This is a genomic window from Achromobacter sp. CF-sbj1-Ac2-l, from assembly GCF_052698165.1.
Window position 1 is genome coordinate 2,414,704 of sequence record NZ_CP199855.1, and the last position, 23,109, is coordinate 2,437,812.

Below are 23,109 nucleotides of genomic sequence, written 5' to 3' on the forward strand. Positions count from 1 at the left end.
CTTGCGTGCGGCGCGCCGGTTACGGGATGGCCTGCGGCTCGCGCGCCCGGAATGCGGCGGCGCATGCCTCGCAGATGGCCGTGGTGATGCCCTGGCGGGCATGCTCGCGCCGCTCCAGCATGCCGATGGCGCGGGCCGACGGCCCCAGGTCGTCGGGCAACGGCAGGATGCGCAACTGCGGGCTGTCGCGCCAGTTCGAGCCGTTGATGAGCGGCAGCAGCGTCACCCCGACCTCCTGGCGCACCAGTTCGATCAGAGTCTCGATCGCGTTCAGTTCCAGGAATTCGTCCAGCGGCACCGCCAGGCGCCGCAGCAGGCGGTCGATTTGCAGGCCGGTGCGCTGGGTGCGGTCAAAGCGCAGGAAGGGGTTGCCCGCCAGCACCTGGCGCGCGTCGTGGCCGGCGGCCGAGGGCGGGGCGATCACCACCAGCGGTTCTTCATAGAGCGGGGTCCAGCGGGTGCTGGCCATCTTGCGGCCGGCCTCCACCAGGAAGGCCGCGTCCAGTTCGCCGTCCTCGACCTTGCCGGCCAGTTCGCTGGCCTTGCCCGACAGGATGCGCACGTCCAGCCTGGGGTGCGACTTCTTCATGCCCGACACCACCTTGGACAGCGTGCCCATGCAGGAGACGATGCTGCCCACCGAGACCGACCCCGCCAGTTCGCCCGGCACGGTGCGCGGCAGCCGCATGCGGTCGTATAAATCCAGCAAGTGCTTGATTTCCGGCAGCAATTCCCGGCCCGCCGCATTCAGGATGGCCAGCCGGCCGCTGCGGTCGAACAGCTCGCGCCCCAGTTCGGCCTCCAGCGACCGCATCTGGAAGCTGACGGCGGCCTGCGTCAGGGCCACCTGCTCGGCCGCTTCGGAGAAGGATCCATGGTGGGCGACGGCCAGAAAGGTGCGCAGGAAACGGATGGTGCTCATGGGGTCAATTCACAAAAATTTCTTTTATTACTGAACAAAAAATCAAATTGATTTAATTAGATCACGGGAGTACCTTCGCCTGCTTACCTCTATGAGACAGGCGCCATGAAATCCTTCGACTGGGTCAACCCGTATCCCTCCATCCGTATCCCGCTGTTCGCGCGTAACGTGGTGTCCACGTCGCACCCCCTGGCGGCCCAGGCTGGCCTGCGCATGCTGCTCAAGGGCGGCAACGCGGTCGACGCCGCCATCGCCGCCGCCGCCGCCATCGTGCTGGTCGAGCCGGTCTCCTGCGGCCTGGGGGGCGACTGCTTTGCCATCGTCTGGGACGGCAAGGAACTGCATGGCCTGAATTCCTCGGGCGTGGCCCCCGCCGCGTGGAATGTCGAATACTTCAAGCGCAAGTACGGCGTCGGCGCCGACGGCCTGGCGATCCAGCCCAAGCGCGGCTGGGACGCGGTCACGGTGCCGGGCGTGGTGGCCGGCTGGTCCGCGCTGCACGAAAAGCTCGGCAAGCTGCCGTTCGAGCAACTGTTCGAACCGGCCATCGAGATCGCCGAGCGCGGCTATGCCGTGCCGCCGGTGGTGGCGCACAAGTGGGCCGCCGCCGCCAATGAACTGAGCAACCAGCCGGGCTACGCCCAGGCCTTCATGCCCGAGGGCCGCGCGCCCAAGGTCGGCGAGCACTTCCGCTTTCCGGACGCGGCCAACACGCTGCGCCGCATCGCCGCCTCCAAGGGCCGCGATTTCTACGAAGGCGAGCTGGCCGAGCGCATCGCCGCCTTCAGCCAGGAATGCGGCGCCGCCATGACGCTGGAAGACCTGCGCGCCTACCGCCCGGAATGGGTCAAGCCGATCTCCCGTTCCTACCGCGGCTACGAGCTGCATGAGATCCCGCCGAACGGACAGGGCATCGCCGCCTTGATCGCCCTGGGCATCGTCGAACGCTTCAACATTGCCGACATGCCGGTCGACTCGGTGCAGTCGCAGCACCTGCAGATCGAGGCCATGAAGCTGGCTTTCGCCGACCTCTACAAGTACGTGGCCGACCCGCGCTCGATGGAAGTCACGCCCGAGCAGATGCTGTCGGACGACTACCTGGACAGCCGCGCCAAGCTGATCCGCCTGGACGGCGCCACCCATTTCGGCGCGGGCCGCCCGGCCGCCGGCGGCACCGTCTACCTGACCGCCGCCGACGAGAAGGGCATGATGATCTCGTTCATCCAGTCCAACTACATGGGTTTCGGCTCGGGCGTGGTGGTGCCGGGCACGGGCATCAGCCTGCAGAACCGCGGCGTCGGCTTCTCGATGGATCCCAAGTCGGCCAACGTGGTCGAGGGCGGCAAGCGGCCGTTCCACACCATCATCCCGGGTTTCCTGACGCGCGGCGGCAAGCCTGTCATGAGCTTCGGCGTGATGGGCGGCGACATGCAGCCGCAGGGCCACCTGCAGACCGTGATCCGCATGGTCGACTACCACCAGAACCCGCAGGCCGCCTGCTGCGCGCCGCGCTGGAAGGTCAACCGCGATTTCACGCTGGATATCGAGACCAATATGAAGGCTTCCACTATTGCGGGCCTGAAAGACCTCGGGCATGCTTTGAAATCCGTGGACGATCCGTACATGGACTTCGGCGCCGGCCAATTCATCTGGCGCATGTCCGAAAGCGACAACGAGCTTGGCTACGTCGCCGCCAGCGACAGCCGCCGCGACGGCCAAGCCGTGGGCTTCTGATACGCGCCTTGCCGCCTGGCATCGCAGCCAGGCATTGCAGCCACAAGGGGAATAAACACAATGAAACGCTTGACCATGACCTTCGGCGCCAGCGTGCTGGCGCTGGCCGCCGGCGCCGCCTGCGCGCAGAACATCCGCATCGGCCTGCAGGAAGATCCGGACGTGCTGGACCCGCACCGCGCCCGCACCTACGTCGGCCGCATCGTCTTCACCTCGCTGTGCGACAAGCTGGTGGACATCGATCCCAAGCTGCACTTCGTGCCGCAACTGGCCACCTCGTGGTCGTTCAGCCCGGACAACAAGGTGCTTACCTTCAAGCTGCGCGAAGACGCGCTGTTCCATGACGGCAGCAAGTTCGACGCCGCCGCCGCCAAGGCCAACCTGGAACGCGCCATGACGCTGCCCGACAGCCTGCGCAAGGGCGAGCTGGCCTCGGTCGAGAAAGTCGAGGCGCCCGACGCCAGCACCCTGGTGCTGACCCTCAAGCAGCCCGACGCCACGCTGCTGGCGCAACTGTCCGACCGCGCCGGCATGATGCTGTCGCCCAAGTCGTTCGCCGACGCCGACGTGGCCGCGGTCGGTCGCAAGCCGATCTGCTCGGGTCCGTACAAGTTCGTCGAGCGCATCCAGAACGACCGCGTCGTGCTGGAGAAATTCGACCAGTACTACGACGCCAAGGACTACGCCTTCAAGCGCATCACCTTCCTGCCGATCCCCGATACCACCGTGCGCCTGTCGAACCTGCGCGCCGGCGACCTGGATCTGCTCGAGCGCCTGAACCCGTCCGACGCGCCGCAGGTCAAGAACGACGCCAGCCTGACCTTCGCGCCGGTGGCCGGCCTGGGCTTCCAGCAGTTCATGTTCAACGTCGCCAACGGCAAGCGCGCCGAGGACAATCCGTTCAAGAACAAGCTGGTGCGCCAGGCGTTCCAGCTCGCCATCGACCGCAACGCCATCAACGAAGTGGCCGGCGGCGGCATCTTCGAACCGGCGCAGCAGCCGTTCCCGCCCGCCAGCCCCTACCATAGCGACAAGTTCCCCATGACCAAGCGCGACGTGGCCAAGGCCCGCGCGCTGCTCAAGCAGGCCGGCTTCGACCGCGTCAAGGCCGAGGTCATGTTCGGCAACAACACCACCACCTCGTCGGTGGCCGAGATGGTGCAGGCCATGGCCTCCGAGGCCGGCTTCGACCTGTCGCTGCGGCCCACCGAGTACGCCGCCCTGCAGAAGGAATCGGCCGGCGGCAACTTCCAGGTGGTGATGCTGGGCTGGTCGGGACGGGTCGATCCGGACGGCAACATCCATAGCTTCGTGACCTGCAAGGGCGCGCTCAACGACGGCCACTATTGCAACCCGGAAGTCGACAAGCTGCTCAACGAGGCCCGCACGGTGCCGGATGAAACCAAGCGCCGCGCCATCTACGACCAGGCGCAGACGATCATCCAGGACGAACTGCCCGGCGTGTACAACTACTACCAGCCGTGGCCGTTCGCGCTGGCCAAGAAGGTCAAGGGCTTCGTGCCGTATCCGGACGGCATGATCCGCCTGAAGGGCGTGACGTTCGCCCAGAAGTAAACCGGTGCGCGGCGGTTCGCCGCCGCGCCCGCCGGCCACGCGCGCGTGGCCTTTTGTTTTCTACGGTTTTTCCCCATGCTTAAACTCATCTTGCGCCGCATGATCGTCGCGATACCGACCCTGATACTGGTGTCGATGATCGTCTTCATGCTGCAGAAAATCCTGCCCGGCGATCCGGTGCTGACCCTGGCCGGCGAAGAGCGCGATCCCGCCGTGCTGGATTATCTGCGCGACAAATACCGTCTCAACGATCCGCTGCCGATGCAGTACGCCGCCTGGGCCGGGCAGGTGCTGCAAGGCGACCTGGGCAAGTCGCTGCGCACCGACGTGCCGGTGACCACGCTGATCGCCCAGAAGCTGCCGGTGACCCTGCAACTGGCGGCGATGGCCATGTTCTTCGCGCTGCTGGTGGGCATCCCCATGGGCATCGTGGCCGCCGTGCGCAAGGGCAGGCCGGTCGAGATGGGGGCCAACATCGCCGCGCTGTCAGGCATGTCGATTCCCAATTTCTGGCTCGGCATCATCCTCATCATGGTGGTGTCGGTGCAATGGAAGCTGCTGCCGGCCTCGGGCTACGTGTCGCCGGCCGAGGACTTCTGGCTGTCGATCAAGACCATGCTGATGCCGTCGCTGGTGCTGTCCACCGCGATTGCCGCCTATCTCATGCGCCACACCCGGTCGGCCATGCTCGAGGCGCTGTCGGCCGATTACGTGCGCACCGCCCGCGCCAAGGGCGTATCGCCGCGCCGCGTGGTGCTGCGGCACGCGCTGCGCAATGCGCTGATGCCGATCGTCACCCTGGTGACGCTGTTGTTCGGCGAATTGCTGGCGGGCGCGGTGCTGACCGAACAGGTCTTCACCATCCCGGGCTTCGGCAAGCTGGTGGTCGACGCGGTCTTCACGCGCGACTACGCGGTGGTGCAGGGCGTGGTGCTCTGCGTCGCTGTGGGTTTCATCCTGATGAACCTGCTGGCCGACATCCTCTACATCCTGGTCAATCCCCGCCTGAGGCACGCATGAGCGCCATTCCCGCAACGGCCGCTGCCGTCACGCCGCCCCGCAGCCGCAACCGCGCCTGGGGCAAGTTCAAACGCAATCACGTCGCCATGCTGGGCCTGGGGATCGTGCTGTTCTTCGTGCTGCTGGCGCTGCTGGCGCCGCTGATCGCCAACCACGACCCGTTCCAGACCAGCTTCACCACCATCCGCAAGGCGCCGTCGGCGTCCTACTGGCTGGGCACCGACGAGCTCGGCCGCGACATCTTCAGCCGCATGGTCTATGGCGCGCGCGCCTCGCTCATGGCCGGCCTGGTGTCGGTGTTGATCGCGCTGGTGGTGGGCGTGCCGTTCGGCCTGGCCGCCGGTTATTTCGGCGGCTGGACCGATAGCTGCATCTCGCGCGCCACCGAGGCGCTGCTGGCGATCCCGTTCCTGATCCTGGCCATCGCGCTGGCCGCCTTCCTCGGCCCGAGCCTGACCAACGCCATGATCGCCATCGGCGTGTCGGCCGCGCCCAAGTTCATCCGGCTCACGCGCGGGCAGGTGCTGGCCGTCAAGAGCGAGGACTACGTGCAGAGCGCCCGCGCGCTGGGCGCCTCGGACCTGCGCATCATCTGCCGCCACGTGTTCCCGAACGTCATGCCGCCGCTGATCGTGCAGGCCACCATCACCATCGCCACGGCCATCATCGCCGAGGCCAGCCTGTCGTTCCTGGGCCTGGGCCTGCAGCCGCCGAATCCGTCGTGGGGCTCGATGCTGAACACCGCCAAGAACTTCATGACCCAGGCGCCCTGGATGTCGATCTTCCCCGGATCGGCCATTTTCCTGGTGGTGCTGGGCTTCAATCTGCTGGGCGACGGGCTGCGCGACGCGCTGGATCCCCGTCAGGACAAGTAATCATCATGGCAACCATGGATCCCAAACGCGTCGTCCAGGTCAACGACCTGACCGTGCGCTTCAAAACCCCCGAGCGCGTCGTCGAAGCGGTGCGCAACGTGTCATTCCACGTCGACCGCGGCGAGACCCTGGCGATCGTGGGCGAGTCCGGCTCGGGCAAATCGGTCACCTCGCTGGCGCTGATGCGCCTGGTGGAGTACGGCGGCGGCCGCATCGTCAACGGCGGCATGCTGCTGCGCCGGCGCAACGGCGACGTGCTGGACCTGGTCAATGCGCCCGACAGCACGCTGCAGCGCGTGCGCGGCGCCGACGTGGCGATGATCTTCCAGGAGCCGATGACCTCGCTCAACCCCAGCTTCACGGCCGGCAACCAGATCGCCGAGGCCCTGCAACTGCACCAGGGGCTGGACGCGGCCGCGGCGCGCGCCGAAACGCTGCGCATGCTGGAGCGGGTGCGCATCCCGGAAGCCCGCGCCATTCTCGACCGCTATCCGCACCAGTTGTCCGGCGGCATGCGCCAGCGCGTCATGATCGCCATGGCGCTGTCCTGCAAGCCGCAACTGCTGATCGCCGACGAACCGACCACGGCGCTGGACGTCACCATCCAGGCCCAGATCCTGCAACTGATCCGCCAGTTGCAGGAAGAAATGGACATGGGCGTCATCTTCATCACCCATGACATGGGCGTGGTGGCCGAAGTGGCCGACCGGGTGCTGGTGATGTATCGCGGCGACAAGGTCGAGGAGGGCGGTTCCGACGACGTTTTCGCGCGGCCGCAACATGCCTACACCCGCGCCTTGCTGTCGGCCGTGCCGCGCCTGGGCGCCATGCATGGCACCGACGAACCGGCGCCATTCCCGCTGCTCAAGGTCGAGGACGCCGCGCGCCAGGCCGCGCCCGCCGAGCCGGCCATGGCGGCGCCGTCCACCGTGCGCCGCGAGAACGGCCCGGTGCTGAAGGTGCGCGACCTGACCACCACCTTCGACATCACCGGCGGCATTCTCGGCCGCGTGCAAAAGCGCGTCCACGCCGTGGAGAAGGTCAGCTTCGACCTGTATCCCGGCGAGACGCTGTCCCTGGTGGGCGAGTCCGGCTGCGGCAAGACCACCACCGGCCGCTCGCTGCTGCAACTGGTCAAGAGCCGTGGCGGCTCGATCGAATTCGACGGCCAGAACATCGGCGCGCTGCGCGGCAGCGCCATGCAGACGCTGCGCCGGCACATCCAGTTCATCTTCCAGGATCCGTTCGCCTCGCTCGATCCGCGCATGACGGTCGGCTACTCCATCATGGAGCCGCTGCTGATCCACCGCGTCGCCAGCGGCGCGAAGGCCGAGGAACGGGTGCGCTGGCTGATGGACAAGTGCGGCCTCGTGCCCGAGATGATCGACCGTTATCCGCACGAGTTCTCGGGCGGGCAGCGCCAGCGCATCTGCATCGCGCGCGCCCTGGCGCTGAACCCCAAGGTGGTGATCGCCGACGAATCGGTGTCGGCCCTGGACGTGTCGATCCAGGCGCAGATCGTCAACCTGCTGCTCGACCTGCAGCGCGAGCTGGGCGTGTCGTTCCTGTTCATCTCGCACGACATGGCGGTGGTCGAGCGGGTCAGCCACCGCGTCGCGGTGATGTACCTGGGCCAGATCGTCGAGATCGGCCCGCGCCGCGCCATCTTCGAGAACCCGCAGCATCCCTACACGAAGAAGCTGATGGCGGCGGTGCCGATCGCCGATCCGCAGCGCCGCCACCGCGAGCGCTCGCTGCTGGTCGACGAAATCCCCAGCCCGATGCGCAAGCTGGGCGACGATCCCCTGGTGGAGCCGCTGGTGCGGGTCGGGGAAGGGCACTACGTCGCGCGTCATTCCGTCGGCGTGTACTGAGCCGTGGCGGGGGTGCCTGCCGGCAAAGCGGCGGGCCCTCGCCGCGGGCCGCGCGGGCCGATCGCGCCGCAGGCGGTATCATGGCGGCCTTCAGTCATTCGCCCCATTCAACGGATTTTCTCGCCATGGCCCTGCGCGCCACTATCTACAAGGCCGACCTCAACGTGGCCGACACCGATCGGCACTACTACGGCAGCCACGCGCTGACGGTCGCCCGCCATCCCTCCGAAACCGACGAGCGCATGATGGTGCGCCTGGTGGCCTACGCGCTGCAGGCCCAGGAAGAGCTGTCCTTCACCAAGGGGCTGAGCGACACCGACGAGCCGGACCTGTGGGTCAAGGACCTGACCGGCGCCATCACCCTGTGGATCGAGGTCGGGCAGCCCGAAGAGCGCCGCATCCTGCGCGCCTGCGGCCGCGCCGAGCAGGTCATCGTCTACTGCTACGGCGGCTCGGCCAGCAGGATCTGGTGGGACGGCGTGCGCAACAAGCTGGAACGCACCCGCAACCTGAAGGTCATCAACCTGCCGTCCGAGCAGACGCGCGCGCTGGCCAATCTGGCCGAACGCACCATGCAGTTGAATGCCAATATCTCGGACGGCGTGGTGTATTTCTCGGCCGACAAGGGCGAAGTCAGCATCGAACCCGAAGTCTGGCGCTGATACCGCCAGGCCCTTTCCTGGAGGCGTAGGGATGAGGAAGACCCGAACATTGGCATGGGCGGCATTGCCGCTGGTGGTATTTTCGCTGCGGGCGGTCGCGGCGCCGGCCGGGGAGCCGGCCACGGCCGCCACGGACCGCATGCACGTGTTCGCCGGCGGCCAGAAGGTGCTGGTCCCGGCGGGGTGGGAACTGGCGCAGGGGCCGGCGCAGGCTGGCCAGGAAATGATCATGATCGCCAAGCCTGGCGCCACCGCGGCCGACAACCAGACGTGTTCGGTCTCGCTGCGCACCATCGATCCCCCGGAGCCGCTGGGCGAGCAGGATGCCGTCCTGCCCGAAGTCGCCTGGAGCATGATGTATTCCGACCAGCAGGTGAATGTGCTCGAGAACGGGGTGTCGACCCTGGCCGGGCTGCCGGCGCACCAGGCCCTGCTGACCCTCACCCAGGGTGACGACCGCCAGGTGGCGCTGGTGCGGCTGCGGTTGGCGGACGGCTACACCTGGTCCCTCATGTGCTCGTCTGGAGCCTATCACCCGGGCGTCGCCCGGGAGGGGTTCGACCGCACGGCCGGGACGTTCCGCAAGGTGCTGGACAGCTTCAGCGCGCCCTGAGGGGCTTCTCCGCCGCGCCCAGGGAACGTTCCGCGCCCGATCTTGCATCGCAACAAAAAAAGCGTGCAAAGTGTGCGGGGCAGGTTTATATTATGGCCATCATATTTCGGAGTCCCGACCATGGCCGGCCCCGCTTCCCGCAAAGAGATATCCCATGACCGCATCGTGGAAGCGGCCGCGCGCGCCATTCGTCGGGAAGGCTACGCCGGCGTCGGCGTGGCCGACGTGATGAAAGAGGCCGGGCTCACGCACGGCGGCTTCTACGCGCATTTCCCGTCGCGCGATGCCATGCTGGTGGCGGCGATGGAACGCGCCGGCCGGGATGGCGCGGCGCGCATGGCGCAGGGCATGGCGCGGCGCCGCGCCGAAGGCGCCAGCCCGCTGCGGGCCCTGGTCGAAAGCTATCTGTCCGAGAAGCATCTGCTGGGGTGCGAGAGCGGTTGCCCGATTTCGGCGCTCGCCTCGGAGATGCCGCGCCAGTCGCCCGAGGTCCGCGACATCTCGGCCAGCCGGGTGTCCGGCCTGGTCGGCGTGGTGCGGCAGGCGCTGCCGGCCGACGCCGGCCCGCACGCGGCGATGGCGATCACCAGCAACCTGGTCGGCGCCATGCAACTGGCCCGCGCGCTCGGCGACAACGAGCAGGGCCGGGCCATGCTGGCGGCCGCGCGCCAGTCGATCCTGGACCAGTACGACAGCGAGGGCCGTCAAGCCGCCCACTGAACCCCTTTTTCCGGGCCGCCGCGCGCGGCCTTTCTTCACTCCATGAATATGATGATCGTCATATTCATATAACCGGCCGGTGTTTCCGGCCCCCCCGCCAGAACGCAGCACCCAAGGAAAGACATCATGCAACTGAAGAACGCCACCGTCCTCATCACCGGCGCCAACCGCGGCATCGGCCTGGCCTTCGCCCGCGAGGCGCTGGCCCGCGGCGCCCGCAAGGTCTACGCCGGCGCGCGCGATCCGGCCAGCGTCACGCTGCCGGGCGTGCAGGCCATCCAGCTCGACGTCACCAGCGACCAGGACGTGGCCGCCGCGGCCGCGCTGGCCAAGGACGTCACGCTGGTCATCAACAATGCCGGCATCGCCGCCATGGGCGGCTTCCTGGCCGAAGGCAGCATCGAATCGGCGCGCCGCCACCTGGAAACCAATCTGCTGGGCTCGCTGCGCGTGGCGCAGGGCTTTGCGCCGGTGCTCGCGGCCAACGGCGGCGGCGCGCTGCTGAACGTGCTGTCGATCGCCAGTTGGATCAACCGGCCGATGCTGGGCGTGTACGGCATGAGCAAGTCGGCCGCCTGGGCCCTGACCAACGGCCTGCGCCACGAACTGCGCGAGCAGGGCACGCAGGTGCTTGGCCTGCACATGGGGTTTGTCGATACCGACCTGACGCGGGGACTGGACGCGCCCAAGAGCACTCCTGACTCGGTGGTGCGCCAGGCCTTCGACGCGCTCGAAGCCGGGGCCGAGGAAGTGCTGGCCGACGACGCCACGCGCCGGGTCAAGCAGGGCCTCGCGGCCGAGCCGCCCGTCTACCTGCAGGCATGAGCCGCGGACGCTACGCCCTCGCGACCTTTCCGACGCCATTTCCGAGTCCGATCGACATGCATTCCAATGCCACCTCCGCGGCTCCCCATGCCGCCGCCGCGCCGCTCGCGGCCCAATCTCCCTGGCCGATCTTCTGGATCGCCAGCGTGGCCGTATTCCTGGTTTCCCTGGACGCGACCATGCTCTATGCCGCGTTCGGCGCCATGCGCGCCGGCTTTCCGCAGGCCTCGGCCGCCGACATGTCCTGGGTGCTGAACGCCTACACGGTGGTCTACGCCGCCATGCTGATCCCGTCCGGCGGGCTGGCCGATACGCATGGACGCAAGCGCATGTTCATGGTCGGGGTGCTGCTGTTCCTGGCGGCCTCGGCTGCCTGCGGCCTGGCGGGCAGCGTCGGTTGGCTGATCGCGGCGCGCGTGGCGCAGGCGGTCGGCGCGGCGCTGCTGACGCCGGCCTCGCTGTCCATCGTGCTTGCCGCCTTCCCGGCCTCGCAGCGCTCGGTGGCGGTGAGCCTGTGGGGCGCGGTGGCCGCGCTGGCGGCGGCGGTCGGTCCCAGCCTGGGCGCGTTCGTGGTCGATGCCGCCGGCTGGCCGTGGGCCTTCTACATCAACCTGCCGTTGGGCGCGTTGTCGCTCTGGTTCGGCGCCAGCCGCCTCAAGGAATCGGTGCGGCCCGAAGCGCGGCGGCGCGTCGACGGCGTCGGCATGGCGCTGCTGATGGTGGGCGTGGGCGCGGTGGCGCTGGCCATCGTGCAGTCGGAATCCCCGCACTGGAGCCGTGGCGAGCTGTGGATGGTGGCGGCGATGGGGCTGGTGTCGCTGGCGGCCTTCGTGGGCTGGGCCCGCAGCACGCCGCATCCGCTGGTCGATCTGGCGCTGTTCAAGCATCGCACCTATCGCTACGTGAACCTGGCCACGCTCAGCTTCGGCATCGCCTTCGCGATGATGTTCTTCGCCTTCTTCTTCTACATGACCGGCGTCTGGCACTATAGTCTGCCGCGCGCGGGCCTGGCCGTGACGCCGGGCCCGCTGCTGGTGATGCCCACCGCGATCATCACCGGCAAGCTGGCGGCGCGCCTGGGCCATCGCCCGTTCCTGGTGGGCGGCTCGCTGGTGTACGCCGCCAGCGGACTGTGGTTCCTGCTGGTGCCGGGCGCCGAGCCCGCCTACCTGGCGCATTGGCTGCCCGGCTTGATCCTGAGCGGGCTGGGCGTGGGCCTGGTGCTGCCGTCGCTGGCCGGCGCCGCCGTCAACCGCCTGCCGCCGCAGCACTACGCGGTCGGCAGCGCGGTCAACCAGGCCACGCGCCAGATCGGCGCGGTGCTGGGGGTGGCGTTGACGGTGCTGTTGCTGGGCAAGGGGGCACTGAGCCACGCGGACTTCGATCCACTGTATATCGGCCATGTGGGGCTGGCGCTGCTGACGGGCCTGCTCTGCCTGGCGGTGGACACCCGGCCGCGCCCCGCGCATGCGTAAGCGCCTGCGCGGCGGGAACGAGGCGGGGGTGTGCTGGGCGGAGGCGTGCGGCGCGGCGCCCGGCGGCGCCTCGCGGCTAGCGCGGCGTACGCTGGTGCGGCACCAGCGGCGGCGCCGCGCGGCCGGCCACCAGGCGCCAGAAATCCGGCAGGAAGCATTCCGCCACCAGCAGCGGCTGGCCCTGGCGCCAGAACACCGAGCGTCGCGCCCAGACCCGCTCGGCGTCGCGCGGGCGGCCATTGGCGGCCAGCGCGCCAGCGGCGGTGGCGTGAAACGGCACCGGCCAGGCCAGCCGGCGGCACGCGAACGGCGAACGGATCACGGTGCTGTCGTGATACAGCATGTCCGCCAACGGCCGCGTCAGCAGCCGCCGCATGCCCTGCCAGGCGCCGTGCGAGGCGCGCAGCGGCGTCAGGCTGCGCGCCGGCACGCTGTCGATGCCGTCCACCGACATCAGCACCTCGCGCACCCAGACGGGCGCGCCGGGCGCGATGCGCATGGCGTGCGCTTCGTCGGCGGGCGCGCCGTCCGCGTACTCGGCCAGCACCCGCAGGCGCACCTGGCCGACCTGGCGCAGGCCGGCGGTCAGGGCGCCGGGACGGAACAGCCAATGGCGCTGGGCAAGGGTCAGGACGGGCGGGGCGCTGGCCAGCCAGCCGGCGGCCAGGGGAGGGCGATGTGCTGCTGCTGAGGTCATCATGGCTGCGTATTATGCCAAGGCCGGCGCGCGGCCTGGCCGTCGCGGCCTGTGGCCGATTGCCGCAGGGGCGCCGGCGGCCGCAGGGCGGCGGCGCGGGCGGGGCCTGCGCATACAATACCGGCCATGGAAAAAGTACGAATCTCCAAGCTCATGTCCGAGCGTGGACTCTGTTCGCGCCGCGAGGCCGACAGCTATATCGAGCGCGGCTGGGTGCGGGTCGACGGCGAGGTGGTGTCCGAGCTGGGCGCGCGCGCCTTCCCGCACCAGGTCATTACGCTGGAACGCGCCGCGCAGGCGCGCCAGACATCGCGCGTCACCATCCTCATCAACAAGCCGGTGGGCTACGTCTCGGGGCAGGCCGAAAAGGGCTACACGCCCGCGGTGGCGCTGATCGACGCGCGCTCGCGCTTTGCCGGCGACCGCAGCCCGCAGCGCTTCGAGCGCGGCCACCTGGACGGCCTGGCCGTGGCCGGGCGGCTGGACATCGATTCGCAGGGCCTCCTGGTGCTCACGCAGGACGGGCGCGTGGCCAAGCTGCTGATCGGCGAAGATTCCAGCATCGACAAGGAATACCTGGTGCGGGTGCAGGGCGAACTGTCCGAGAACGGTCTCGCGCTGCTGAACCACGGCCTGTCGCTGGACGGCAAGGCGCTCAAGCCGGCCCAGGTGCGCTGGCAGAACCACGACCAGTTGCGCTTCGTGCTGCGCGAGGGCAAGAAACGCCAGATCCGCCGCATGTGCGAACTGGTCGGGCTGAAGGTGGTGGGCCTGAAACGCGTGCGCATCGGCCGCGTGGCCCTGGGCGACCTGCCGCTGGGCCAGTGGCGCTACCTGCGCGACGACGAACGCTTCTGAACGCGGCGCCGGCCCGGCGCCGGCGCGCGCTTGCCGGGCCGCCGCCGCCCGGCCGCGAGCAAGTTTTTCAGTCTGTTTCCGAGCCGCCGTCATTTCATGAACGGCGCGGTATCCTTCGCCTGCCCGTCTCCGCCCAGGCGCTCCATCAGGAATTCGATGAAGATCCGGGTCTTGGCGGGCAGCAGCCGGGTTTCCGTGACGGCATACACCGGGAACGGTCCCAACTGCCAGTCCGGCAGCACGCGCCGCAACTGGCCCGATTTCTGTTCGGCGGTCTGGCCGCCGACCAGCACGGTGATGCCGGCGCCCAGCATCGCCAGGCGCCGGGCCATGGCCACGCCGTTCACGGAAAAGCGGTTGCCGGGCGTGAACTGGATGTGCTGGTCGCCGCTGTTCAGCGGCCAGCGGGTGACGCGGCCGGCGCCTTCGGCGCGGAACTCGATGCACTCGTGGCGGGTCAGGTCGCTGGGGTGCTTCGGTTCCCCGTGCTTCTCCAGGTATTCGCGCGAGGCGTACAGATGGGCGGGCAGCATGCCCAGCAGTCTCGCGATCTGCGTCGAATCGGGCAGTTCGCCGATCTCGATGGAAATATCGCAGGTCTGGAACACGCGCTGCGCGTGATCGGGATTGGCAAGATCCAGGAAAAACGTGACGTCGGGATAACGGCGCGAGAATTCCATGAACGATTCAGCCAGGAAATCGGTGCCGAAATCGGCCGGCATGTTCACCCGCAGGGGGCCGGACGGCGTGTCGACCAGCTTCTGCAGTTCCTCGTGGGCGATCTGGGCCTCGGCGACGATGCGCTGGCAGCGCTCGAAATACAGCCGGCCGGCGTCGGTCAGCTCCACCTTGCGGGTGGTGCGGCTGAGCAGGCGCAGGCCCACCGACCGTTCCAGTTCGGCCACCTGGCGAGACAATGTCGATTTGGGCACCCCCAGGGCGGCCGCCGCACGGCTAAAACTGTGCGTCTTGGCGACTTCCACGAAGAGTTCCATGCCTTGTAGACGTTTCATGGAAGGGATTCTGTCACACGATGGGGCGATTTATTGTCCCATATCTGGAATGATGTTTTCTCAATATGCCTCTTTGTTTCTCGGGCGGGATAACGCAAAATGCCGATTCTGCAATGCAGCAAAGCGTCGAAGCCCTGCCTGAATGTCTGAGGCGAAACCACACCCCAGTCAATCCTCACGAGCCGCAACGATGCGCGGTCCGGGTGGCGCCGTTGCTGTCGCCGGTTGCCCGGCGGACACCGCGGTCGCCCCGCGGGCGCAGGCCACGGCGGGCGGGTATGACGCTACCTTTTTAGTTGGAAATCGGGAATGCAATCTATGAACAAGAAAAGCGCGATGTGGCGCGGTGCGGCGGTGCTTACGCTGACGGCATCGGCCCTGACGTTGGCCGCTTGCGGCAAGAAACAGGAAGCACCCCAGGCGGGCAAGCCGCAGGTGACGGTCGTCACGCTCACCACCAAGCCGGTTTCCCTGACCACTGAATTGCCGGGCCGCACCTCGCCGTTCCGCGTCGCCGAAGTGCGGCCGCAGGTCAACGGCATCGTGCAGAAGCGCCTGTTCACCGAGGGCGGCGAGGTCAAGGCCGGCGACCAGCTCTACCAGATCGACCCCGCGCTCTACCAGGCCAGCTTCGACAGCCAGAAGGCCGCCCTGGCGCGTGCCCAGGCGCAGCAGAAGACCGCCGCGCTGCTGGCCGAACGCTACAAGCCGCTGGTGGCCACCCGCGCCGTCAGCCAGCAGACCTACGACAACGCCGTGGCGGCGCGCGACCAGGCCGTCGCCGACGTGCTGTCGGCCAAGGCCGCGCTCGACACCGCGCGCATCAACCTGGTCTACACCAAGGTGCTGTCGCCGATCAGCGGCATCATCGGCCGTTCCTCCGTCACCGAGGGCGCGCTGGTCACGGCCAACCAGGCCACGGCCCTGGCCGCCGTGCAGCAGATCGACCCCATCTACGTCGACGTGACCCAGTCCAGCGTGCAATTGCTGCGCCTGCAGAACGCGCTCTCCAGCGGTCAACTGAAGAAGGCCGAGGGCGAGCAGGCCGCGCTGGTCACGCTGACGCTGGAAGACGGCTCGCAATACACCCAGCAGGGCAAGCTGCAGTTCTCCGAAGTCACCGTCGACCCGGGCACCGGCTCGGTCACGCTGCGCGCGGTGTTCCCCAACCCGGACCGCCGCCTGTTGCCCGGCATGTTCGTGCGCGCCCGCCTGGTCGACGGCGTTGCCGCCGACGGCCTGCTGGTGCCGCAACGCGGCGTGACGCGCAACCAGCGCGGCCTGCCGACGGCGCTGGTGGTCAATGCCGAGAACAAAGTGGAACTGCGTGAAATCAAGACCGACCGCGCCATTGGCGACCAGTGGCTGGTCACCGACGGCCTGAAGGCCGGTGACAAGGTCATCGTGGAAGGCGTGCAGATGGTGCGCCCGGGCGTCGAGGTGGTTGCCTCTGAAGCCAGCGCCAAGCCGGCGCAGCAACCGCAGGCGGGCGCCGCGGCGGCCAAGCAGTAGTCAGGGAGCCTTGCATGGCAAAGTTTTTTATCGATAGACCGGTTTTCGCATGGGTGATCGCGATCGTGCTGATGATGGCCGGCGCGTTGTCCATCCTGAAGCTGCCGGTTTCGCAGTATCCGAACATCGCGCCGCCGGCCATCGGCATCGCGGTGACCTACCCGGGCGCCTCGGCGCAGACGGTGCAGGACACCGTGGTGCAGGTGATCGAGCAGCAGATGAACGGCCTCGACGGCCTGGAGTACATCTCCTCGGAAAGCAACGCCGACGGCAGCATGTCCATCACGCTGACGTTCCGCCAGGGCACCAACCCCGACACCGCGCAGGTGCAGGTGCAGAACAAGCTGTCGCTGGCGCAGCCGCTCTTGCCGCAGGAAGTGCAGCAGCAGGGCATCCGCGTCACCAAGGCCACCAAGAACTTCCTGATCGTGGCGGGCTTCGTGTCCACCGACGGCACGATGACCAAGGACGACCTGGCCGACTACGTCGCCTCGTACGTCCAGGATCCCATCAGCCGCACGCAGGGCGTGGGTGACTTCCAGTTGTTTGGCTCGCAGTACGCCATGCGCATCTGGCTGGATCCGGCCAAGCTGGTGAACTACGGCCTGACCACGGTCGACGTGGTCAACGCCATCAAGGAACAGAACGTCCAGGTGTCGTCCGGCCAGTTGGGCGGCCTGCCCGCGGTGCGCGGCCAGCAGCTCAACGCCACCATCATCGGCCCCTCGCGCCTGGAAAAGCCGGAAGACTTCGGCCGCATCCTGCTCAAGGTCAATGCCGACGGTTCCCAGGTGCGCCTGGCCAACGTCGCTCGCATCGAACTGGGCGGCCAGACCTACGCCATCGACAGCTACTACAACGGCAAGCCCGCCTCGGGCCTGGCGATCAAGCTGGCCCCCGGCGCCAACGCGCTGGATACGGCGCAGGCGGTGCGTGACACCATCAACAACCTGAAGCCGTACTTCCCGCCGGGCATGGACGTGGTCTATCCGTACGACACCACGCCGTTCGTCAGCCTGTCGATCGAGGAAGTGTTCAAGACGCTGGTGGAAGCCATCATCCTGGTGTTCCTGGTGATGTACCTGTTCCTGCAGAACTTCCGCGCCACACTGATCCCGACGCTGGCGGTGCCGGTGGTGCTGCTGGGCACCTTCGGCGTGCTGGCCGCGTTCGGCTATTCCATCAACACCCTGACCATGTTCGGCATGGTGCTGGCCATCGGCCTGCTGGTGGACGACGCCATCGTGGTGGTGGAAAACGTCGAGCGGGTGATGGCCGAGGAGGGCCTCACGCCCAAGCAGGCCACGCGCAAGTCCATGACCCAGATCACCGGCGCGCTGATCGGCATCGCCATGGTGCTGGCCGCGGTGTTCATCCCGATGGCGTTCTTCGGCGGCTCGACTGGCGTGATCTATCGCCAGTTCTCCATCACCATCGTGTCCTCGATGGTGCTGTCGGTGATCGTCGCCATCGTCTTCACGCCGGCGCTGTGCGCCACGCTGCTCAAGCCCATCCCGAAGGGCCACCATGGCACCAAGCGCGGCTTCTTCGGCTGGTTCAACCGCAGTTTCGACCGCAGCAGCCACGCCTACGCCAATACCGTGGCGCGCGGCCTGGGCCGCACCAAGCGCCTGATGGTGGTGTACCTGGCCATCGTCATCGCCATGGGCTGGCTGTTCACCCGCATCCCGACCGCGTTCCTGCCAGCCGAGGACCAGGGCATCCTGTTCGCCCAGATCCAGACGCCCGCCGGCGCCACCGCCGAGCGCACCAAGGCCGTCATCGACGAGGCCACCAACTACCTGCTGACCGAAGAGAAGGATGCCGTCACCTCGGTGTTCGCGGTCAACGGCTTCAACTTCGGCGGCCGCGGCCAGAATGCCTCGATCCTGTTCATCAAGCTGCGCGACTGGGAAGACCGCGGCGCCGCCAATCTCAAGGCGGCCGCCGTGGCGGCGCGCGCCAATGCGCACTTCCGCAAGACCGAGCGCGACGCCCAACTGTTCGTGGTGCCGCCGCCTTCGGTGATGGAACTGGGCAACGTCGACGGTTTCGACTTCCAGTTGATGGACCGCGCCGGCGTGGGCCATGAAAAACTGCTGGCCGCGCGCAACCAGTTGCTGGGCGAGGCGGCGCAGAGCAAGATCCTGCAGGGCGTGCGCCCCAACGGCATCGAGGACGCGCCGCAGTACCAGCTCGACATCGACCGCGAAAAGGCGCGCGCGCTGGGCGTGGCCGTGTCGGACATCAACAGCACGCTGTCCACCGCCTGGGGTTCGTCGTACGTCAACGACTTCATCGACCGCGGCCGCGTCAAGAAGGTGTTCGCGCAGGGCGAGGCCTCGGCCCGCATGCTGCCCGAAGACCTGGACAAATGGTACGTGCGCAACAAGGATGGCGACATGGTGCCGTTCTCGGCGTTCGCCAAGGCCACCTGGAGCTTCGGCCCGCAGAAGCTGAACCGCTACAACGGCGTGCCTTCGTACAACATCCAGGGCGGCGCGGCGCCGGGCTACAGCTCGGGCGCGGCCATGGACGAGATGGAACGCATCGCCAGCAAGCTGCCCACCGGCGTGGGCTTCGAGTGGACCGGCATGTCGTACGAAGAACGCCTGTCGGGCGCCCAGGCGCCGGCGCTGTACGCGATCTCGCTGATCGTGGTGTTCCTGTGCCTGGCGGCGCTGTATGAAAGCTGGACGATTCCGTCCGCGGTCATGCTGGTGGTGCCCCTGGGCATCATCGGGGCGCTGGGCGCGACGCTGCTGCGCGGCCTGTCCAACGACGTGTACTTCCAGGTGGGCCTGCTGACAACGATCGGGCTGGCGGCCAAGAACGCCATCCTGATCGTGGAGTTCGCCAAGGAGCACTACGAGGCCGGGGCGAGCCTGACGGAATCGGCGATCCACGCCGCCCGCCAGCGCCTGCGCCCGATCCTGATGACGTCGCTGGCGTTCATCCTGGGCGTGGTGCCGCTCGCGATCTCCTCGGGCGCCGGTTCGGGCAGCCAGAACGCCATCGGCACGGGCGTGATCGGCGGCATGCTGACCGCGACCTTCCTGGCCATCTTCTTCGTCCCCGCGTTCTTCGTGATCATGCTGCGCCTGTTCAAGGTGGAACGCATGAGCGCGCGACGCGATCCGCACGACCCCAGCGCCAACGACGCGCAGGACGTGTCCGTCGAAGGAAAACCGCAATGAAGCTGCAGATGAGAACCCTGGTTTCCCTTTCCCTGGCGGCGGCCCTGGCGGGCTGCTCGCTGGCCCCGACCTACGAACGGCCCGACGCGCCGGTCTCGGCGGCCTATCCGGCCGGCCCGGCCTACAAGGCCGATGCCGCCGGTCCGGTGGCCACCGCCGACATCGGCTGGCGCGACTTCTTCGCCGATCCCTTGCTCCAGCAACTGATCGAGCAGTCGCTGGCCAATAACCGCGACCTGCGCGTGGCGGCCTTGAACGTCGAGGCCGCGCGGGCCCAGTACCGCATCCAGCGCGCCGACCTGCTGCCCAGCGTCGGCATCGCCGGCAAGGAAACCGCCCAGCGCACGCCGGCCGACCTGTCGCCCAGCGGCCAGGCCACCACCAGCCACAACTACCAGGTCGGCGCCGCGCTGTCCTCGTGGGAGCTGGACCTGTTCGGCCGCATCCGCAGCCTGAGCGACAAGGCGCTGGAATCGTACCTGGCGCTGGACGAAACCCGCACCGCGACCCAACTGACGCTGATCGCCGAAGTGGCCAACGCCTACCTGACGCTGCGCGCCGACCAGGAGTTGCTGAGCCTGACGCGCGACACGCTCAAGAGCCAGGATGATTCCTACAAGCTCACCAAGCAGAGCTACGACCAGGGCCTGTCCACCGCGCTCGACCTGAGCCAGGCCGAAGTGTCGCTGCGCACCGCCCAGCGCAACCTGTCGCAGTACACGCGCCAGGCCGCGCAGGACCGCAACGCGCTGGTGCTGCTGGTGGGCCAGCCGCTGTCGCCGGAGATCTCGGCGGCGCTGGACAACGCCGTCAAGCTTGACGACGGCATGCTGCCGACCGCGCTGCCGGCCGGCCTGCCGTCCGAGCTGCTGGCGCGCCGTCCGGACATCCGCGCCGCCGAGCACCAGCTCAAGGGCGCCAATGCCAACATCGGCGCGGCCCGCGCCGCATTCTTTCCGACCATCAGCCTGACGGGCAACGCCGGCACCGCCAGCGCCAGCCTGGGCGGCTTGTTCAACGCGGGTTCGGGCGCCTGGAGCTTCGTGCCGCAGATCACGGTGCCGATCTTCGCCGGCGGCTCGCTGCTGGCGGGCTTGGACCTGGCCAAGGTGCAGAAGAACATCCAGGTCGCGCAGTACGAGAAAACGATCCAGACGGGATTTCGCGAAGTGGCCGACGCGCTCGCCGGCCGCGGCACGCTGGACGAGCAGATCCAGGCGCAGCAACTGCTGGTGGCCGCCAACCAGCGCGCCTATGACCTGTCCGAGCAGCGCTTCCGCCAGGGCATCGACGACTACCTGACGGTGCTCGATTCGCAGCGTTCGCTCTATACCGCGCAGCAGGCGCTGGTCGATACGCGCCTGGCGCGGCTGTCGAACCTGGTCACCTTGTACAAGGTGCTGGGCGGCGGCTGGACCGAGCGCACCGTCACGGCGGCGCAGCCGGCGCCGGACGCCGCGCCCGCCGCCAACGGCCAGCGGGGCTGATCCCCGGGCAGTCCGACAGCGAAAAAAAGCGGGCCGATCTTTCGATCGGCCCGCTTTGCGTGGTGCGCGCGCGGCGCGTCAGGTGCGTTTCTTGGCGATCAGGCCGACCACGAACAGGACGATGATCGCGCCGACCACCGAGCCGATCCAGCCGGCCGGTTCGCCCGGGGCGTACCAGCCCAGCTTCTGGCCGAGGAAGCCGGCCACGACCGCGCCCACGATGCCCAGTATGGTGGTCATGATGATCCCCATGTTCTGGTCTCCGGGCATGATCGCGCGGGCGAGCAGCCCGACGATGAAGCCGACGATGATCATGATGATGATGCTCATGCGCGTACTCCTTGCGAGGGTAAAGGGCGATGTGCCCTGATATTACCCACGCGCGCGCCAGCGGGGCTGTAACAACTGGTGTTTGGGGTCTGGACGCAACATGCTGCGCCGCATGGCCCATGCAGCAATGTTGCACCTCGCCTTACGAAGTCAGGTCGATCAACTGGCGCAGGTCCTTGGTCATCGCCTCGATGCTGTCGGTGTCCGAGGCCAGCAGGCGGGCGCGGCCCTGATTGTCGAAAATGTACACGCCGCGGCTGTGGGTCACTTCGTACTGGTCGGCGTCATCGCCGGGACGGGGCTTTTCGATCTGGTAGGCCACGCGGTAGCGGCGCGCCAGGTCGGCCACCTGCTTTTCGTTGCCGGTGACGCCAATGGCGTTGCTGTTGAAGGCGTTGACGTAGGCCTGCAGGATATCCGGCGTGTCGCGGTGCGGGTCGACGCTGACGAACACGATGCGCACGTCGCGCGCCTTGTCGCCCAGGTTCTGCAGCACCGCCGTCAACTGCGCCATGGTGGTGGGGCAGATGTCCGGGCAACTGGCGTAGCCGAAGAACAGCAGCACGGTCTTGCCCTTGAGGTCGTCGCTGCTGACGGTCTTGCCGCCCGCGCCCGGCAACGAGAACTTCAGGTCGGGCAGGTGCCCCTTGACGTTGTAGAGCGTCCAATCGACATTGCGGTCGCCGCAGGCGGCAAGCAGCATGCACAGGGCCAGGAAGAGGCCGCGCCAGGCGCGTCCGGTAAGCAGGTGTCGCATGGGTTCCATCGCCGGTTGGGGGATAAACCCGTCGATTCTACCCGTTGGCGGCGCGTTGGCCGCGCGCCGCCAACGCTGGTGTTTGTCCCGCCGCAAGGCGCGTGCGGCGCACTTGTGAAGCTTTGTCGAAATATTGTTGGAGAAGTGGCAAATCGGGCCATGCGAACGGTTGTTGACAGCTACAGTCAGGATATTGTCAGTTACCGGCGAGGTGCCACTCTATGAACACCGCGGCCAGTCATGCGCTGGGCTATCCCTATTTTCCGTATTACCCCGTGGTGCTCGACATCCTGCGCAGCCGCCTGGCGGGGCGTGTGCTGGACGCGCCTTGCAACCGCGGCTGGCTGGGCGACATGGTGCGCCCGGCGACCGGACGCGATGTCGAACTCGATGGCATCGGTCCGGCCGGGTTGCCGGCCTCGGCCAATGGCTACCGGCGCCTGACCGTGCATGACCTGGAAACGCCGCTGCCCGCGGCCGTGCCCTACGACGCCGTGGTCTGCAGCGAAGCGATCCACCTGGCGTCCAACCCCGGACTGCTGGTGCGCGGCTTTCATGACGCGCTGCGCCCGGGCGGCACGCTGGTTCTGACCACGCCCAACGCGGGCCGCGTGCGGGTCCGCCTGCGGGCGCTGCTGCGCGGTGTGCACGTCGATCCCTGGAGCGCCGCGGCGCGCACGGAAGGCGCGCTGTTCCCCCTGGGCTTTGCCCAACTGCATCAATTGCTGGCGCACCATGGATTCCACGACATCACCCTGCATTCCGTGGCCGAAACCAGGCAAGGGCGCTGGCTCGATCATCTGCTGGCCTGGCCCGCGCGGCGCTATTGCCGGGCGCGCCTGAAACACGCGCAGGACGAGGACAGCCGCCACTTCTGGCGCCAGGCCGGCTCGGAACCGTCGGCGCATGGGAACTGGCTGGTGGTATCGGCGCGCCGGCCGGGGGAGCGCTAGCGCGGCCAGC

The 23,109-nt window shown here is 67.9% G+C and carries 20 protein-coding genes; 15 read left to right on the plus strand and 5 right to left on the minus strand.

The features are described from left to right. Positions 1–19: 19 nt before the first annotated feature. On the minus strand, positions 20–922 hold the full coding sequence (locus ACUDCK_RS11050) for a LysR family transcriptional regulator (RefSeq protein ID WP_054504129.1): 903 nt from the start codon (positions 920–922) through the stop codon (positions 20–22). A 105-nt stretch (positions 923–1,027) separates the two neighbouring features. Here ACUDCK_RS11050 and ggt point away from each other — a divergent pair, with 105 nt between their 5' ends. From ggt to ACUDCK_RS11100, 10 genes are all read left to right on the plus strand, one after another. Continuing rightward, positions 1,028–2,656: a gamma-glutamyltransferase gene (ggt, locus tag ACUDCK_RS11055; protein ID WP_175167473.1), complete on the plus strand. Its 1,629-nt coding sequence runs from the start codon at positions 1,028–1,030 to the stop codon at positions 2,654–2,656. A gap of 60 nt (positions 2,657–2,716) precedes the next feature. Further along, positions 2,717–4,231: an ABC transporter substrate-binding protein gene (locus tag ACUDCK_RS11060; RefSeq protein WP_175167472.1), complete on the plus strand. Its 1,515-nt coding sequence runs from the start codon at positions 2,717–2,719 to the stop codon at positions 4,229–4,231. 75 nt (positions 4,232–4,306) lie between these two features. Next, positions 4,307–5,251, plus strand: coding sequence for an ABC transporter permease (locus tag ACUDCK_RS11065; protein WP_116793295.1), 945 nt, complete (start codon positions 4,307–4,309; stop codon positions 5,249–5,251). Continuing rightward, positions 5,248–6,126, plus strand: a complete 879-nt coding sequence (locus tag ACUDCK_RS11070; protein WP_054504133.1) for an ABC transporter permease — start codon at positions 5,248–5,250, stop codon at positions 6,124–6,126. Before ACUDCK_RS11065 ends, ACUDCK_RS11070 begins: the two co-directional genes overlap by 4 nt. A gap of 14 nt (positions 6,127–6,140) precedes the next feature. After that, positions 6,141–8,000, plus strand: a complete 1,860-nt coding sequence (locus tag ACUDCK_RS11075; RefSeq protein WP_116793293.1) for a dipeptide ABC transporter ATP-binding protein — start codon at positions 6,141–6,143, stop codon at positions 7,998–8,000. 125 nt (positions 8,001–8,125) lie between these two features. Beyond that, the gene (locus ACUDCK_RS11080) at positions 8,126–8,662 is read left to right on the plus strand and encodes a YaeQ family protein (RefSeq protein WP_049074453.1); all 537 of its coding nucleotides are present in this window, start codon (positions 8,126–8,128) and stop codon (positions 8,660–8,662) included. Between the two features lie 31 nt (positions 8,663–8,693). After that, on the plus strand, positions 8,694–9,275 hold the full coding sequence (locus ACUDCK_RS11085) for a hypothetical protein (protein ID WP_175167470.1): 582 nt from the start codon (positions 8,694–8,696) through the stop codon (positions 9,273–9,275). 120 nt (positions 9,276–9,395) lie between these two features. Then, positions 9,396–9,995, plus strand: a complete 600-nt coding sequence (locus ACUDCK_RS11090) for a TetR/AcrR family transcriptional regulator (protein WP_054504136.1) — start codon at positions 9,396–9,398, stop codon at positions 9,993–9,995. A 126-nt stretch (positions 9,996–10,121) separates the two neighbouring features. Then, positions 10,122–10,820, plus strand: coding sequence for an SDR family oxidoreductase (locus tag ACUDCK_RS11095; protein WP_064525525.1), 699 nt, complete (start codon positions 10,122–10,124; stop codon positions 10,818–10,820). Positions 10,821–10,876: 56 nt separating this feature from the next. Beyond that, on the plus strand, positions 10,877–12,295 hold the full coding sequence (locus tag ACUDCK_RS11100; RefSeq protein ID WP_054504138.1) for a DHA2 family efflux MFS transporter permease subunit: 1,419 nt from the start codon (positions 10,877–10,879) through the stop codon (positions 12,293–12,295). A 76-nt stretch (positions 12,296–12,371) separates the two neighbouring features. On the opposite strand, the gene ACUDCK_RS11105 is transcribed toward ACUDCK_RS11100, so the two are convergent. Beyond that, positions 12,372–12,992 carry a chorismate--pyruvate lyase family protein gene (locus ACUDCK_RS11105; RefSeq protein WP_064525540.1) on the minus strand — a complete coding sequence of 207 codons (621 nt, stop codon included), beginning with the start codon at positions 12,990–12,992 and terminating at the stop codon, positions 12,372–12,374. A 126-nt stretch (positions 12,993–13,118) separates the two neighbouring features. Here ACUDCK_RS11105 and ACUDCK_RS11110 point away from each other — a divergent pair, with 126 nt between their 5' ends. Further along, complete coding sequence (locus tag ACUDCK_RS11110) at positions 13,119–13,850, plus strand: pseudouridine synthase (protein WP_054504139.1); 732 nt, start codon at positions 13,119–13,121, stop codon at positions 13,848–13,850. 89 nt (positions 13,851–13,939) lie between these two features. On the opposite strand, the gene ACUDCK_RS11115 is transcribed toward ACUDCK_RS11110, so the two are convergent. Next, a complete protein-coding gene (locus ACUDCK_RS11115) occupies positions 13,940–14,845 on the minus strand; it encodes a LysR family transcriptional regulator (protein ID WP_006394388.1) in 906 nt (301 codons plus the stop codon). Positions 14,846–15,181: 336 nt separating this feature from the next. On the opposite strand from ACUDCK_RS11115, the gene ACUDCK_RS11120 reads away from it, so the two are divergent. The 3 genes from ACUDCK_RS11120 to adeC are packed head-to-tail and all read left to right on the plus strand — an operon-like array spanning position 15,182 to position 21,059. Further along, positions 15,182–16,375: an efflux RND transporter periplasmic adaptor subunit gene (locus ACUDCK_RS11120; protein ID WP_049074437.1), complete on the plus strand. Its 1,194-nt coding sequence runs from the start codon at positions 15,182–15,184 to the stop codon at positions 16,373–16,375. Between the two features lie 14 nt (positions 16,376–16,389). Then, positions 16,390–19,572, plus strand: a complete 3,183-nt coding sequence (locus tag ACUDCK_RS11125; RefSeq protein ID WP_054504140.1) for an efflux RND transporter permease subunit — start codon at positions 16,390–16,392, stop codon at positions 19,570–19,572. Further along, on the plus strand, positions 19,569–21,059 hold the full coding sequence (gene adeC, locus ACUDCK_RS11130) for an AdeC/AdeK/OprM family multidrug efflux complex outer membrane factor (RefSeq protein WP_175143099.1): 1,491 nt from the start codon (positions 19,569–19,571) through the stop codon (positions 21,057–21,059). Before ACUDCK_RS11125 ends, adeC begins: the two co-directional genes overlap by 4 nt. Positions 21,060–21,137: 78 nt before the next feature. Here the strand turns inward: adeC and ACUDCK_RS11135 are convergent, their stop codons facing one another. Together ACUDCK_RS11135 and ACUDCK_RS11140 are read right to left on the minus strand one after the other, a co-directional pair. Beyond that, positions 21,138–21,389 carry a GlsB/YeaQ/YmgE family stress response membrane protein gene (locus ACUDCK_RS11135; protein WP_049074432.1) on the minus strand — a complete coding sequence of 84 codons (252 nt, stop codon included), beginning with the start codon at positions 21,387–21,389 and terminating at the stop codon, positions 21,138–21,140. 142 nt (positions 21,390–21,531) lie between these two features. Then, positions 21,532–22,146, minus strand: a complete 615-nt coding sequence (locus ACUDCK_RS11140; protein ID WP_054504173.1) for an SCO family protein — start codon at positions 22,144–22,146, stop codon at positions 21,532–21,534. Between the two features lie 221 nt (positions 22,147–22,367). Here ACUDCK_RS11140 and ACUDCK_RS11145 point away from each other — a divergent pair, with 221 nt between their 5' ends. Beyond that, positions 22,368–23,099 (plus strand): class I SAM-dependent methyltransferase, encoded by a 732-nt coding sequence (locus ACUDCK_RS11145; protein ID WP_081273498.1) that lies wholly within the window; start codon positions 22,368–22,370, stop codon positions 23,097–23,099. Positions 23,100–23,109: the final 10 nt, after the last annotated feature.

Bases quoted from the DNA above. Each gene is read 5' to 3' on its own strand.
- ACUDCK_RS11050 (WP_054504129.1), bottom strand. From the start codon at position 922: ATGAGCACCATCCGTTTCCTGCGCACCTTTCTGGCCGTCGCCCACCAT.
- ggt (WP_175167473.1), top strand. From the start codon at position 1,028: ATGAAATCCTTCGACTGGGTCAACCCGTATCCCTCCATCCGTATCCCG.
- ACUDCK_RS11060 (WP_175167472.1), top strand. From the start codon at position 2,717: ATGAAACGCTTGACCATGACCTTCGGCGCCAGCGTGCTGGCGCTGGCC.
- ACUDCK_RS11065 (WP_116793295.1), top strand. From the start codon at position 4,307: ATGCTTAAACTCATCTTGCGCCGCATGATCGTCGCGATACCGACCCTG.
- ACUDCK_RS11070 (WP_054504133.1), top strand. From the start codon at position 5,248: ATGAGCGCCATTCCCGCAACGGCCGCTGCCGTCACGCCGCCCCGCAGC.
- ACUDCK_RS11075 (WP_116793293.1), top strand. From the start codon at position 6,141: ATGGATCCCAAACGCGTCGTCCAGGTCAACGACCTGACCGTGCGCTTC.
- ACUDCK_RS11080 (WP_049074453.1), top strand. From the start codon at position 8,126: ATGGCCCTGCGCGCCACTATCTACAAGGCCGACCTCAACGTGGCCGAC.
- ACUDCK_RS11085 (WP_175167470.1), top strand. From the start codon at position 8,694: ATGAGGAAGACCCGAACATTGGCATGGGCGGCATTGCCGCTGGTGGTA.
- ACUDCK_RS11090 (WP_054504136.1), top strand. From the start codon at position 9,396: ATGGCCGGCCCCGCTTCCCGCAAAGAGATATCCCATGACCGCATCGTG.
- ACUDCK_RS11095 (WP_064525525.1), top strand. From the start codon at position 10,122: ATGCAACTGAAGAACGCCACCGTCCTCATCACCGGCGCCAACCGCGGC.
- ACUDCK_RS11100 (WP_054504138.1), top strand. From the start codon at position 10,877: ATGCATTCCAATGCCACCTCCGCGGCTCCCCATGCCGCCGCCGCGCCG.
- ACUDCK_RS11105 (WP_064525540.1), bottom strand. From the start codon at position 12,992: ATGACCTCAGCAGCAGCACATCGCCCTCCCCTGGCCGCCGGCTGGCTG.
- ACUDCK_RS11110 (WP_054504139.1), top strand. From the start codon at position 13,119: ATGGAAAAAGTACGAATCTCCAAGCTCATGTCCGAGCGTGGACTCTGT.
- ACUDCK_RS11115 (WP_006394388.1), bottom strand. From the start codon at position 14,845: ATGGAACTCTTCGTGGAAGTCGCCAAGACGCACAGTTTTAGCCGTGCG.
- ACUDCK_RS11120 (WP_049074437.1), top strand. From the start codon at position 15,182: ATGAACAAGAAAAGCGCGATGTGGCGCGGTGCGGCGGTGCTTACGCTG.
- ACUDCK_RS11125 (WP_054504140.1), top strand. From the start codon at position 16,390: ATGGCAAAGTTTTTTATCGATAGACCGGTTTTCGCATGGGTGATCGCG.
- adeC (WP_175143099.1), top strand. From the start codon at position 19,569: ATGAAGCTGCAGATGAGAACCCTGGTTTCCCTTTCCCTGGCGGCGGCC.
- ACUDCK_RS11135 (WP_049074432.1), bottom strand. From the start codon at position 21,389: ATGAGCATCATCATCATGATCATCGTCGGCTTCATCGTCGGGCTGCTC.
- ACUDCK_RS11140 (WP_054504173.1), bottom strand. From the start codon at position 22,146: ATGCGACACCTGCTTACCGGACGCGCCTGGCGCGGCCTCTTCCTGGCC.
- ACUDCK_RS11145 (WP_081273498.1), top strand. From the start codon at position 22,368: ATGAACACCGCGGCCAGTCATGCGCTGGGCTATCCCTATTTTCCGTAT.